Genomic DNA, 12,844 nt, shown 5'->3' with positions numbered 1-12,844 from the left:
CATCGCCGATCATGGCCGCCTGTCGGGGGCTGGACATGCGGCGATTGCGGCTGAAGGCGGACGGACGGATTGTCGAACTGCGGGACGGGCAGGAATTTCCGCTGGCGCCTGACCGGACGCCTGACGTAACGACCATTGAAGCCGCGCTGCCCGCCGTGCGCGACCTGCGCCGCCGCGCCCGGCTGACCCAGACCGAATTCGCCAGCCGGCTTGGCGTGCCTGTCGAGACCATCCGGAACTGGGAGCAGGGCAAGCGCGCCCCGCGCGGGCCGGCGCGGGCGCTGCTGGCGGTGATCGCGCATTCGCCCGAAACGGTGTTCGCGGCGCTCGCGACGGAACCTGCTCCGGCCTGAGTTGGCACCATCGCCGGGTTGGCCCATAATGGGGCCGGCTGTCCGGACCCAGTTATGAACTTTGTCGAGGCCAATGGCGCGCGAATCCCGGCGATTGGGCTGGGCACCTGGGAATTGCAGGACCGCGCCTGCGCGCGCATCGTCGAGCAGGCGTTGCGGCTCGGCTACCGCCACATCGACACCGCGCAGATCTACGACAACGAGCGCGAAGTGGGCGAGGGCTTGCGCGGCTCCGGCGTCAGGCGTGACGAAGTGTTCGTCACCACCAAGGTTTGGACCAGCCATTTCAAGCCCTACGACCTCGAACGCTCCGCCAAGGAAAGCCTGGTGCGGTTGCGGCTGAGCGAGATTGATCTGTTGCTGTTGCACTGGCCGAATTCGCAGGTGCCGCTGGCGGAAACGCTCGGCGCGCTGGCGCGGGTCAGGCAGCAAGGGCTCGCCCGCCATATCGGCGTGTCCAACTTCACCGTGGCCCTGATCGAGGAAGCGGTAGCGGCGTGCCCGGCGCCGCTGGTATGCAACCAGGTCGAGTTCCACCCCTATCTCGACCAGGCCAAGGTCAGGCAAGCCTGCGCGCAGCATGGCCTGGCGATGGTGGCCTATAGTCCGGTCGCCAGGGGGCGGATCAAGAACGACCCCGCGTTACAGCGGATCGGCGAGCGCCACCGCAAGACCGCGGCGCAAGTCTGCCTGCGCTGGCTGGTGCAGCAGAATGTGGCGGCGATCCCGCGCACCTCCAAACTGGAGCGGCTTTCGGAGAATATCGAAATCTTCGACTTCGATCTGTCGCCAGACGAGATGCGCGATATCTCGAACATGGGAAGCAGCGGCGGCCGGCTCACCGAGTCCGGCTTTGCGCCGAAATGGGATTGAGGCGTCGCCGCGCCGGGCGCTATGATCGGTCGCACGTGAAACAGCCAAAATCGCACGATGGACCTGCGACGGATCATACCCACCGATATCACGGCATCGGCGATCGCGCATTTGTCGCTGCTGACGCTGCTGCTGCTGTTTTCGGACGTCCGTCCGTTCAGCGCCGTCACCGCCGAGCAGATCCCGGTCGAAATCGTGACTCCGCAGGAGATTGCCGAAAAGCAGGAGCCTGCAGATCCGGCTGTTGCCGAGAAAGCGCCCGATCCGGTACCAGCGCCAACGCCGCCGGATTTCTCCCTGCTCGACAAACCCGCTGCTGCGACGCCTGTGCCATCGGCGGCGCCGGCCGCCGCGCCACCGCAACGCCAGGCGGCCCTCACGCCACCGCAACCGGCTCCACCGGCGGCGCCGGCCTACAAGCAGCCCGAGCCCGACCTGTCGATCAAGTATCAGGTCATCCTGGGTTTGCCGCCTGATATTGCGCCCATTCCGCCGCCGGCCCCGGCGCAGGCCAGCGACAACTTCGACGCACCGGCAACCGAGGCGGCCGACATCGCCAACAATGTGATCGCGGAGTTCCGACGGCACCTCAAGGCCTGCGCGAAACTGCCAGCCTCGCTGGCACGCTCCGACGACGTCAGGGTCAAGTTGCGCGTGCTGATGACCCCGCAGGGCAGGCTCGCCGCCGAGCCGATCCTGATCGAGGCCAGCGCTTCAATGAAAGGACCATTGCTGATGCAGGGCGCGATCAGCGCGCTACAGGCGTGCCAGCCTTATGCGATGCTGCCAGTCGACCGCTACGGCGAATGGAGGGTGCTCGATCTCAGCTTCACGCCGCGGGATTTTGGCGCGTCCTGATTCGTGATTGCTGCGCTCCGTCCCCTGATCGCCCGACCGCAAACAGGAGGGGTTGAACGGCGGTGGCGCACCGTGGCAAGGTCATGCCCCAACAACAGGATTTCCCGCAAGTGCTGAAGCTGGTGATCGGCAACAAGAACTATTCGTCATGGTCGATGCGGCCGTGGCTGGCGCTGCGCGCCAACGACATCGCTTTCGACGAAGTATTCATTCCGCTCTACACCGATAACAAGGCCGACAAGGACCGGCTTCTGAGCTTCTCGCAATCCGGCAAGGTGCCGGCGTTGATCGATGGCGAGATCACGGTGTGGGATTCGCTTTCGATCATCGAATATCTGGCCGAGAAATTCCCGCAAGCCGGGCTGTGGCCCGAAGACCGCGCCGCCCGCGCGCATGCGCGCTCGGTTTCCGCCGAGATGCACTCTGGATTCCTGCCATTGCGCAATGAATGCGGCATGAATCTGCGCCGCCCGGTCGGCGCCATTCCGATGTCGGACGATGCCCGCGCCAATGTGGCGCGGATTCAGCACATCTGGGCCGATTGCAGCCGGCGTTACCGAAAAGAGGGGCCGTTCCTGTTCGGCAGGTTCAGCGGCGCCGACGCGATGTTCGCACCCGTCGTGCATCGCTTTCGCACCTATGCGATCGAGGTCAGCGGCGACGCACGGCATTATTTCGACGCGATGGGGTCGCTGCCAGCGTTCCAGGAATGGACCCGCGCGGGTCTTGCCGAAACGCTGGTGATCGAACGGTTCGAGACAGTGTGACGCCGGGCGGGCTTGCGCGGGCCGGTCCAGCACCAATGCAATCGCGCCGGAAACAACCCCGATGCCGCGAATTATCGCTTTGAATAATATGCAGAATTCGCATGTTTTCCATGCCGTGATGTCGCTGGCTTTTGGCGTCTCGGGTGTGCTAGCTTGTCACAGGGTTCTCAAGTCGGTCGAAAGCTAGCGGGGATCGTGAGCGCGGCCGACGTTCCTGGCGTGATGGAGAGGGCGTTGAAGCATAAGTACTCTGTTGGAGAGACTGTCTATTTTACTGCAAGCAATGTGGCGCGTCCGGCCGCCAGCGGCACCTACGAGGTTATCCGCCTGCTGCCGACCGATGGTGACGATTGCCAGTATCGTATCAAGAGTTCAACTGAAGCCTTCGAACGGGTCGCCAAGGAAAGCCAGCTCGCGGTTTCCTGAAACAGGCGGGTTCCTGAAACAGGCTTGCGCAAGCCAAGCGGCCGACGCGGTTACGTTGGCAGGGCCGTCAAAAGGCCCCGTTCGCAGGATCATTCTGCGGAGGCGCAACCACCTTGAAAATGCAATCGCTCTCGCCCATCGTTTGCGGCGGCGTTGAGGGGCACGACGCATGAACTGGGCTTGGGCTTCTTCGCTGGACCATATCTGGCGTTCGCCGAGTTTTCCGATGTGGCTGACCCTTGCCGTGTCGGGTTTCTTCGCGCTCGTCGTTCTGACCACGCTGTTGCGCGCAGACAGGTCGGTGGCCAACGCCGCCCTGGCGGTTATCGCGTTGCTTTCTATCGGGGCCGCCGGCGCTGCCACCGTTCACGGCTTTGGCCCGCGGGAAACGGCAGCGCCCACGGAATCGCGCCCGGTTCATTCGACCAGCGCGGCATTGCCGCAGCTTTCCTGCATCGACGACCTCGCCGGCGACGCGGTTCTCAATGCTTGTGAAAAGGCGCTGTTCGGTTCCGCCGAATCGGCGGCGGCTGCGGTCGCCTACGCAGCCTCCCAGATCACGATGCTGACCGCGCTCGGCGATGTCGCCACCGCCAACAAGGGCGCGGGGACCGACCTGCACGCGCTTCGACGTGCAGTCGAACGCGACCGCTATGGACTGATGGCCTATGTGCTGGCGGTGCGCGACCGTTGCACACCCTCGGCATGCCCCGTGTTCCGTTCGCTGACCGACAATCAACAGATCGCGATCAACATGAACGAACGCGTCTATGAAGGCCTGATCTCGCGCTACGCACCGTCCTGGAACGCGCCGGCCCAGGCCGCTTCGGGCGCGGTCGCGGCGCTTCCGCCGTCTGCGCCCACCGGCAAGCCGACCAACGCCGAATTTCCGTCCTCGGCCTCCACCCCGCCGGTCAGCATCATGACGCCAGAGCCGGCGACGGGCGCGGTCGCGCCGAAGCCGGGGGCGGCGCCGCCATCAGCGCCACGTCCGGCCGCGGCCACGACGTCGCCCGCGCAGACCGCCGCCAAGAAACAGCCGCCGCCACCGAAGCGGCCGCCCGCTGCGGCGCCGGTCCAACTCACGCCGTCAGCGCCCGCCGGCGCGGCCACTGCCGCCACCAGCAATGAGTGACCTTTCCAAAGCGCGCGCAGGCGGCTAAATCGCCCAGCATGCCGCTTCATCTCATCAAGCTTGCCGTCGGCTGCGAGTCGGTCAAGGAACTCAAGTCCTGGGTTGCCGAGCGGATGGCGACTGCCCGGAAAAAGGGCCTGCCGCTTCGTCATGTCCATGTCACGCGGATGACCCCGAAGCGCGACGGCGAAATCCTGGCCGGCGGCTCGCTCTATTGGGTGATCAAGGGGGAAATCGCCGCGCGCGAAAAGATCATCGCGATCGAGCCGTTCCGCGACAAGGACGGGATCGGCCGCTGTCGCCTGGTGATGCAGCCCAAGGTCTTTGCGGTCGCGCCGCGGCCGATGCGCCCGTTCCAGGGCTGGCGCTATCTCAGCGAAGACTCAGCACCCCCCGACCTCACGCGGTCCTCGGCCGCCAGCGTGGCGGCGATGCCGGAGCCGATGCGCCGGGAACTGCGCGATCTCGGATTGCTGTGACGCGGGCAGGGCGGACCGCTCTGAGCTAGACCGCGATATTGTCGATCAGGCGGGTCTCGCCGAGTTTGGCGGCGACCAGAATCCGCACCGGCCCCTCCCGCATCGAAGCAACCGGCGCCAGCGTTTCGGCGTGGCGGGCCTCGAAATAATCGGGAACGAAGCCGGCGCGGGCGATCAGCTCGCGGCCGGCGGCCATCACGTTTGCAAAGTCGTCGCCGGCCTTGAGCTGTTTGGCGCTTTCCTTCATGACGCGGTACAGCGTCGGCGCCGTCAGTCGTTGTTCGGCCGAGAGGTAAACGTTGCGCGAGGACATCGCGAGCCCGTCGCGCTCGCGCACGGTGCGCGAACCGATCACGCGGACGCCGAGGTCGAGGTCCCGCGCCATTTGCGTCACCACCCGCAATTGCTGGAAATCCTTTTCGCCGAAGACCGCAACATCCGGACGGCACTGCGTAAACAGCTTGCCCACCACGGTGGCGACGCCGCCGAAGAAATGCGGCCGGAACCGGTCCTCGAGACCGGCGGCGGCGGGGCCTTCGGGCACGATCCGGGTGGCGAAGCCATCCGGGTACATTGCCTTGACGTCCGGATTCCAGATCAGGTCGACCTTTTCAGCGGCGAGTTTGGCGACGTCGGCGTTCCAGGTTCGCGGATAGGAACCGAAATCCTCGGTGGGCGCGAACTGCGCGGGATTGACGAAGATCGAAACGATGATTTTTTGCGCCCGGCGCCGGGCCTGCCGCACCAGCGACACATGTCCGTCGTGAAGTGCTCCCATGGTTGGCACCAGCGCGATGGTGGCTCTGCGCGTTCGCAGACCATCGAGGGCGCGGCGCAGGGCGGGAACGGTACGGACGACCATGGGATTTCGCGACATCGGGACTCGATCTGTTGCAGTGTGCGGGGTGGGGAAGAGCCTTGTTGGCGATCGGTGGACACCGCGACCTTACAAGGACGAAACATGAGCGCCAAGGCAGCCCGTGAAGGCCAGTCGCGGCAGCTGCGCGCAAGCGCTCCCGGACGTATCGCACCAGCCGGTGTCGGTCGCCGACGTTGAAATAGCCGCCGCGCCTCCAGTTGATTCATCATAAAGGCAGTCGCAGCGCGATTCGAAAGCGTCGTCGCGCATTTCGCTTGACCGCAGCCGCGCGCGATTTGAAGATATCGAACAGGGGTCGAGTCATGCTGGTTCAGACTAGTCAGGGGCAATCGGGCTCGGCACATGTGGTCGTGCTGGGCAACGAAAAGGGTGGGTCGGGGAAGTCCACCACGGCACTGCATATCGCGGTCGCCCTGATGAAAGCCGGACAGCGCGTCGCCACTATCGACCTCGACTGCCGCCAGCAAAGCTTTACCCGCTACCTCGCCAACCGCAGCGCCTGGGCGCGTCGCACCGGGCTCAATCTCGAAATGCCCGTGCATTGCTGCATCAGGCTCGGCGAGACCATGCAGATCGCCGACAATGAGAACGCCGAGTTCCAGCAATTCATGGAAGCGGTAAGCACGGTCGAGCGTGCCTACGACTTCATCGTCATCGATACGCCCGGTTCGGACTCCTACCTGATGCGGCTGGCGCATTCGATGGCCGATACGCTGGTGACGCCGATCAATGACAGCTTCCTTGACTTCGACGTGCTCGGCACCGTCGATCCCGCCACCTATTCGGTGACCGGCGAGAGCCATTACGCGGAGATGGTGCGCGAGTTCAGACGCAAGCGCCGTCAGATCGATGGTTCCACCACCGACTGGATCGTGGTGCGCAACCGCCTGTCGATGATCGGCTCGCGCAACAAGCAGCTCGTCGCTGACGGGCTCAGGGAGCTATCGCTGCGGCTCGGTTTCCGTGCGATCGACGGGTTCGGAGAGCGGGTGGTTTACCGGGAGTTCTTCCCGCGCGGGTTGACGGCGCTCGACGACATCGACGAAGCGACGCTGGGAACGCGGCCGAGCATGGGTCATGTGACCGCCCGTGAGGAAGTCACGAGCCTGTTGCGCCAGCTCAAATTGCCGCTCGACGAGCGTGGCCGCCGCCGGGCGGCCAATCGCGCCGAATGGTTCACCCAGGTCGACCAGCCGCTCGAAATCCACGACATCATCAGCGCTTAGGAGAGGCTTTTCTCCGCCCGGTAAGCGAAAGCCCTTGCTGGTTCCGGGCATTACGAGATTACCGACGGGCGATCGGGATGCCCCGGGCCAGGCTGAGCTGGAACCCCGTTTTCATTCGATTCTCCCGTTTTCATTCGATTCTTATGCAATGATCGAACCGATCCGCGAGGGGAGGCGTCGTAGGATGAAGCAGGCTAGATTCAGGTTTGTTGGCGTCTGCGCCTTCGATATGTGCATCGCACAATAATCGGGCGGCGAATTCACAGCTTTTGGTCTTTATGTCACTATACCGTGACATATATCATTCAACGGAGACGGAGGAATCTCCGAAGTCGATGGCCCTGAAAGGGGGCGCTGGGAAGAACATGAAACGTGGAATTATCGTTCTGCTTTCGCTTTCCGTGCTGGTTGCTGTCGGGTATTTCACCGCGAGCAAGTGGGCGATCCGTCATGAAACCATCGCCTTCCATGATGCCTCGCGCGACAATCGCCTGGTGGCGGTCAACATCGCCGTTCGCCGCGACAAGGCGATGCAGGCCGACGCCGGCCTGATCAAGTTGCCGGTCGCGGTTCTCAATCACGGCAATACGGTCAAGCACACCGAGTATTCGTTTCTCGCAAACGCCTTTGCCGCACGCGGTTATCTGGCGATCAGCCCGCAGCATGACCTGCCGACCGATCCGCCGATGGTGACCAAGGTGGGCGAACTCTATGTCGGCCGTCTGCCGCAGATCCAGCGCGGCGTCGCCAACATTCATTTCGCCATTGGGGAAATGAAGAAGATCCAGCCCAATGCCGACTACGAGAAGGTAACGATGGTCGGCCACTCCATGGGCGGCGACATCTCGATGTATTTCGCCAGGACCTATCCCGACGAGGTCAAGAAGGTTGTGACGCTGGACAATCTGCGCGTACCGTTCCTGACCGACGGCAAGTTCAAGATCCTGTCGTTCCGATCCAAGGACACGCAGTTCAAGCCCGACCCTGGCGTCGTGCCCGACGACGAGCAGTGCGAACAGGCCGGCATTACGGTGGTGAACACCGGCTTCCGGCATAACGACATGCGCGACACCGGGCCCGACGAAGCCAAGGCGTCGATCCAGGGCATGCTCGACAAGTTCCTTGCCGAAGCCGACAGGAGCGCGTTGAAGCCCGTCCCGACGAAAGTGCCGGACATCCTCACCACCAGTCCGGGGCCCGTGCCGCTGCCGGGGCCGGCCCCACTGGCGAGCAGCCCGGCGTCGAAGAACCGACCGGTTACTAACTGACGGTTTGTCGTAGCGCAGCCCGGGGATCGCCGGTGCGGATCCTTGGTTCGCCCGCCAAGCGCATTGACCTGCCTGGCTCGTCGTCCCACATACAGCGCATAGCAGATTGCAAATGCTTATGGCCGGCCAACCCAGCAAACCGAAATCGACAGGTGACCTCGCCTCGGCGCATGGTACCGAAACGCCCTTGCCGGGAGCGAGGCCTTCCGCGGCCGAAGAAATCGCGGCCTTTGTGGCCAGGGCGCGGGCGATGTCGCCGCACCAGGCGGGAGCAAGGGGAAGGTTGGTGTTTGCGCTCGACGCCACCATGAGTCGGCAGCCGACCTGGGACATGGCCTGCGCGTTGCAGGCTGATATGTTCCGCGAGGCGGCTTCGCTGGGCAGTCTCGATATCCGACTGGTCTATTACCGCGGTTTGAACGAATGCCGGGCCACGCGCTGGATTTCCGATTCCGCTGAGCTGGCCAGGCTGATGGGCAAGATCGACTGCCAGGGTGGCAATACCCAGATCGGCAAGGCGCTGTCGGAGGTGCGCCGCGAGGCGGTCGCGTCAGGCGTGCGCGCCGTGGTGTTCGTCGGCGACGCCATCGAAGAGCCGGTCGACGACCTCTGCGCCAAGGCGGGCGAACTCGGGCTGCTCAAGGTGCCGGTGTTCATGTTTCAGGAAGGCCACGACATCGCGGCCGAACAGGCGTTTCGCGAGATCGCGCGGCTTACCGGCGGCGCGTGGTGCAGGTTCGATCCCGGTGCGGCGGCGCAGTTGCGCGAACTGCTGCGCGCCGCCGCAGCCTATGCCGCCGGCGGGCGAAAGGCGCTGCTGGCGCTCTCGAAAACCGCGGGCGGCGCCGCCAGGCTGATTGGCCAGATGAAGTGACGACGGGACTGGCCTCGGACAGGCGGCCTGCGGTGCTTTTCGGCGCCGATGTGACTATATTGCAGTCATGCCAACCCTGATTGCCGGCGTCGTCGCCATTGTCCTGCTCTATCTGCTGCTGCAGATGTTTCGTGCAGCCAACCCGGTCTTGCTCGCGCGCGGGATCAAGATCGCAGGTGGCGTGGTCGCGCTTGCGGTCGCGGCCTTCACCGGCCTGCGGGGCGAACTGGCGGTGGCGATTCCGCTCGGCCTTTTCGGCGCCGGCCTGCTCGGATGGTCGCCGTTCGGATCGTCAGGCTTCAGCAGTATCGGCGGAATCTTTGGTCGTGGTGCGGAACGCTCCTCGGGACAGGCCTCGCGCGTCCGCTCGCCGTTTCTCGACATGAGCCTTGATCACGACAGCGGTGAGCTGTCGGGCCGGATCGTGGTTGGGCCGAATGCCGGGCGTTCGCTCGCGGAGTTTGATCTGCCGCAATTGGTGGCAATGATGGCGGGCTTTGACGCCGAGAGCGTCGCGCTACTTGAGAGCTATCTGGACCGCCGGTTTCCCGCCTGGCGTCAGGACGCGCAAGGTGATGCGGCAGCGGGGCAGCGCCGCGCGACGGCGACCGGAAAAATGACGGAAGAGGAAGCTTATCAGATCCTTGGCCTGCAGCCGGGAGCGGGGCGCGACGACATCAGCCGGGCGCACCGCGCGCTGATGAAGAAACTGCATCCCGACCAGGGGGGATCGACGTACCTCGCCGCCCGAGTAAACGAGGCCAAGGATACTCTGCTTCGCGCGCATCTCAGTTGACTCCGGCTCACGCTACCGACGCTACAAACCCAGAACTGCTTCCGTGTCGTTCTCTGACCGAGGCCCCATGTCGCCCGCCGTTAGCCGGCGTGGTCGATCTCCGTTCTCCAAAAACCTAACCGCAAATGCTTGACGAGAAGTTTTTGCCCGGTCGATTGTTCACCGTCGCCCAGGACTGTGTCTTCAAGAGACTGTGTCTTCAAAATCACAACGCCGGCGCTTGCGGTGCCGGCGTTGCGTTTCCAAACGGGTTCGTTCAATTGCGAACGGTGATGCAGGACATTTCGGCGCGCTTGAGCGTACGGCAGACCGCTTCGGCCTGATCGCGTTCGAGACCGGCAAAACGGGCTCGGAACAGGGTGCGGTTGTCCTTGGCGACCACCGGCTCGGTGAACGGATCGGCCTTGCTGAGCAGGCTGCTGGCCTTGGTGCGGGCGAGATCGATGCGTTGCCTGGCTTCGTTTTCACTTTCCAGCGCGCCCACCTGAATGATCCACCCGGTGCGGGCCACGACCGGGACCGCAGGCTTGCTGGCGGCGTTCTGCTGCACCGTCTGAGGTGGCGATCGTAAAGCCGGATCGGCATAGGCCATGGCCTGCGACGTCGTGGCTCGCGGTGCGGCGGTTTGCGCGCGTGCGGCCGTCAGGCTCGAGGCGGGTAACACGCCGAGTATGCCGTTCCCGGTGCCGTGATTGGCCGGTTGCGGCGGCATCGCTACCCTGGGGGCCTCGGCCTGGTTGATCTCCGCAAACTTCGCCGCCACCGCGCTCGAGGTCTCGGCGACGTCAGCGCGCAGCGGTATGGCGTTGGTGGTGACCGGAGCCCCCGGCTGGGCAGGACCCGCCGAGGCCAACCTGATCGGTCCGGCCTTGACCTGGACCGTCTTGACCTTGACCGGCTTCATCGGTTCGGCAGAGCCTGGGATCGCGGCGATCGGCGGGGTCTGAATCACGCCGCTGGTCAATGGCGCGGGTTCAGGCTTGGCGGACGACGGCGGTAGCGCTGCGGCGGCGGCCGCCAAGAGCGACGGTTTGGGCGCGATGGCGCGGGTTGCGGGCTGGCCCGCAGGCGTCGGTTCGTCGGTTGCGATGGCGCCGTTGAGCTGAACCGTTGCAACTGGCCTGTGGGCGGCTTCGGCCACATCGTTGACGCCGTCGGCGGGGCTGCGCTCAACGATCGCGGCAACGGTGCGTTTGGTCGCCGCCTTGTCGAGGTTTTCGGCGAGCAGGTTGCGCATGACGGCGTCACGCGAACCGGCGCTGCGGCCGCCGAGCACGACGCCCACGATATGGCGGTTGCCGCGGCGCATCGAGCTTACGAGGTTGAAGCCGGACGCCCTGGTGTAGCCGGTCTTGATGCCATCGACGCCTTCGACCTTGCCGATCAGGCGATTGTGGCTTCGGATCGACTGGCCGCGAAAATGGAACGCGGTGGTGGAGAAGTAGCGATAATAGCGCGGGAAACGATCCTGGATCGCCCGGCCGAGCGTCGCCTGATCGCGCGCCGTGGTCAATTGATCGTCGTTGGGCAGGCCGGAGGCGTTGCGATAGACGGTCTTGGTCATCCCGAGCGCGCGCGCCTTGCGCGTCATCAGCCGGGCGAACTCGGCTTCGTCGCCGGCAATGGCCTCCGCGATCACGACGGAGGCGTCGTTGGCCGAGCGTGTCACCAAGCCCTTGATGGCGTCATCGACCCTGATGGTCTGGCCGGGCCGCAGGCCGAGCCGGGTCGGAGCCTGTTCGGCGGCGCGTTCCGACACTTCCATTTCAGTATCGAGCTTCATCTTGCCGGCTTCGAGGCGCTCGAACAGCAAATAGAGCGTCATGATCTTCGTCAGCGACGCCGGACGCCGGATAGCGTCGGGATTGTTCGAGGCGAGTACCGCGCCGGAATTGGCGTCGACAATGATCGAAGAGAATTGCGGACTGTAGCTTTCGCGGGCGGTGCTATGGCGATGCTTGCTGCGGCGGGCTTCGGCGCTCTCGCTGCTCATCAAGATCGCCGTGGTCAGGGTAGCGAGCCCGAGCGCCCAAAGTCGCAACCCCCGCGAGGAAGCCAAGTTTGTACGAAACATCTACTTCCCCGTCCGAATTTGCATCTTGATCACCGGCTCGTGAGGCAAAATTGTGCCCGATAAGCCCCGATCGGTTCCGCCTTATGCTTCGATCCTGCCCCCGAACCTGGCGTGGTCGGTCGATCAAGTCGCAGTTGAAGCTAAGCTATTGTTCACAAGCAGCTTTCGAGCCAGGTGCCGGGGCGCGAAGGAGCCCCTGATGAGGTTAGGCGCAGCGGGTTTCCAAAACATTAATGAACCGTTGCCGGGTAGCCGTTGATTCGCCCGCCAAGAAGGCTGTAATTGTGCGATGCACAAAAATTGTTGACATTATTGTGCGATGCACATATGAGTGATCCAGTGAGCCGGAACCTCCCGGCAATTGCATATTCAGTCTGGGAAAGGACTCGATCATGGCCAAGGTTGAAGAGATCCAGAATTTCGGAAAAGACCAACTCGAATCGATCGCCGCTTCGGCGAGCAGCATGCAGAGCGGCGTCCAGGCGATCGCTACCGCCTATGGCGACTACGCCAAGAAGTCGTTCGAAGACACCAAATCGTTTGTTGAAAAGATTTCCGGCGTGAAGTCGCCGGACAAGGTGATCGAAGCGCAGACCGAATTCGCGCGCTCGTCCTACGAGACCTTCGTTGCGGAGGCCCAGAAGATCGCCGGCCTTTACACCGATCTCGCCAAGCAGGCCTACAAGCCCTACGAAGGCCTGATCGCGAAGTTTACGCCGGCGGCGCGCTGATCCACACGGTTTGACCTCGGCGGGAACCATTTTCTCGCCGAGGCGAGAACTCCATGAACTCGAAAACAAAAGCCCGGCCGTGATTGGCCGGGCTTTTTTCTGAA

The 12,844-nt window shown here is 64.0% G+C and carries 14 protein-coding genes; 12 read left to right on the top strand and 2 right to left on the bottom strand.

The genetic code is table 11. The annotated features are described in order from the left end of the window. Positions 1-35 precede the first annotated feature (35 nt). The 7 genes from Q0D31_RS02200 to Q0D31_RS02170 all read left to right on the top strand — a co-directional run bounded on the left by Q0D31_RS02200 (position 36) and on the right by Q0D31_RS02170 (position 4,891). The gene (locus tag Q0D31_RS02200; protein WP_291846648.1) at positions 36-353 is read left to right on the top strand and encodes a helix-turn-helix domain-containing protein; all 318 of its coding nucleotides are present in this window, start codon (positions 36-38) and stop codon (positions 351-353) included. A 54-nt stretch (positions 354-407) separates the two neighbouring features. Beyond that, positions 408-1,226, top strand: a complete 819-nt coding sequence (locus Q0D31_RS02195) for an aldo/keto reductase (protein WP_291844103.1) — start codon at positions 408-410, stop codon at positions 1,224-1,226. A 57-nt stretch (positions 1,227-1,283) separates the two neighbouring features. After that, positions 1,284-2,084, top strand: a complete 801-nt coding sequence (locus Q0D31_RS02190; RefSeq protein ID WP_291844101.1) for a hypothetical protein — start codon at positions 1,284-1,286, stop codon at positions 2,082-2,084. A gap of 83 nt (positions 2,085-2,167) precedes the next feature. Continuing rightward, positions 2,168-2,851: a glutathione S-transferase family protein gene (locus Q0D31_RS02185; protein WP_291844099.1), complete on the top strand. Its 684-nt coding sequence runs from the start codon at positions 2,168-2,170 to the stop codon at positions 2,849-2,851. A gap of 222 nt (positions 2,852-3,073) precedes the next feature. Next, on the top strand, positions 3,074-3,277 hold the full coding sequence (locus tag Q0D31_RS02180; RefSeq protein ID WP_156438594.1) for a hypothetical protein: 204 nt from the start codon (positions 3,074-3,076) through the stop codon (positions 3,275-3,277). A gap of 169 nt (positions 3,278-3,446) precedes the next feature. Then, complete coding sequence (locus tag Q0D31_RS02175; RefSeq protein WP_291844098.1) at positions 3,447-4,412, top strand: hypothetical protein; 966 nt, start codon at positions 3,447-3,449, stop codon at positions 4,410-4,412. Between the two features lie 38 nt (positions 4,413-4,450). Then, positions 4,451-4,891: a DUF1489 domain-containing protein gene (locus tag Q0D31_RS02170; protein WP_291844096.1), complete on the top strand. Its 441-nt coding sequence runs from the start codon at positions 4,451-4,453 to the stop codon at positions 4,889-4,891. Positions 4,892-4,916: 25 nt separating this feature from the next. Here the strand turns inward: Q0D31_RS02170 and panC are convergent, their stop codons facing one another. Further along, positions 4,917-5,768, bottom strand: coding sequence for a pantoate--beta-alanine ligase (gene panC, locus Q0D31_RS02165; protein ID WP_291844095.1), 852 nt, complete (start codon positions 5,766-5,768; stop codon positions 4,917-4,919). 305 nt (positions 5,769-6,073) lie between these two features. Here panC and Q0D31_RS02160 point away from each other — a divergent pair, with 305 nt between their 5' ends. The 4 genes from Q0D31_RS02160 (at position 6,074) to Q0D31_RS02145 (ending at position 9,935) form a co-directional block, all read left to right on the top strand. Beyond that, entirely contained in the window at positions 6,074-6,997 is a 924-nt protein-coding gene (locus Q0D31_RS02160) for a division plane positioning ATPase MipZ (protein ID WP_291844094.1), read from the top strand. A gap of 365 nt (positions 6,998-7,362) precedes the next feature. Further along, on the top strand, positions 7,363-8,265 hold the full coding sequence (locus Q0D31_RS02155; RefSeq protein ID WP_291844093.1) for an alpha/beta fold hydrolase: 903 nt from the start codon (positions 7,363-7,365) through the stop codon (positions 8,263-8,265). Between the two features lie 118 nt (positions 8,266-8,383). Beyond that, the gene (locus tag Q0D31_RS02150; protein ID WP_291844092.1) at positions 8,384-9,139 is read left to right on the top strand and encodes a VWA domain-containing protein; all 756 of its coding nucleotides are present in this window, start codon (positions 8,384-8,386) and stop codon (positions 9,137-9,139) included. 67 nt (positions 9,140-9,206) lie between these two features. After that, positions 9,207-9,935, top strand: coding sequence for a DnaJ domain-containing protein (locus Q0D31_RS02145; protein WP_291844091.1), 729 nt, complete (start codon positions 9,207-9,209; stop codon positions 9,933-9,935). A gap of 256 nt (positions 9,936-10,191) precedes the next feature. On the opposite strand, the gene Q0D31_RS02140 is transcribed toward Q0D31_RS02145, so the two are convergent. Next, positions 10,192-12,009, bottom strand: coding sequence for a serine hydrolase (locus tag Q0D31_RS02140; RefSeq protein WP_291844090.1), 1,818 nt, complete (start codon positions 12,007-12,009; stop codon positions 10,192-10,194). Positions 12,010-12,401: 392 nt separating this feature from the next. Here Q0D31_RS02140 and Q0D31_RS02135 point away from each other — a divergent pair, with 392 nt between their 5' ends. Beyond that, positions 12,402-12,740 (top strand): phasin family protein, encoded by a 339-nt coding sequence (locus Q0D31_RS02135; RefSeq protein ID WP_291844089.1) that lies wholly within the window; start codon positions 12,402-12,404, stop codon positions 12,738-12,740. Positions 12,741-12,844: the final 104 nt, after the last annotated feature.

Origin of the sequence: Bradyrhizobium sp., assembly GCF_022844465.1 — a bacterium.
GTDB lineage: Bacteria > Pseudomonadota > Alphaproteobacteria > Rhizobiales > Xanthobacteraceae > Bradyrhizobium.
The sequence above is the reverse complement of the archived record's forward strand: the minus strand, read 5'-3'. Positions and strand labels throughout refer to the sequence as shown.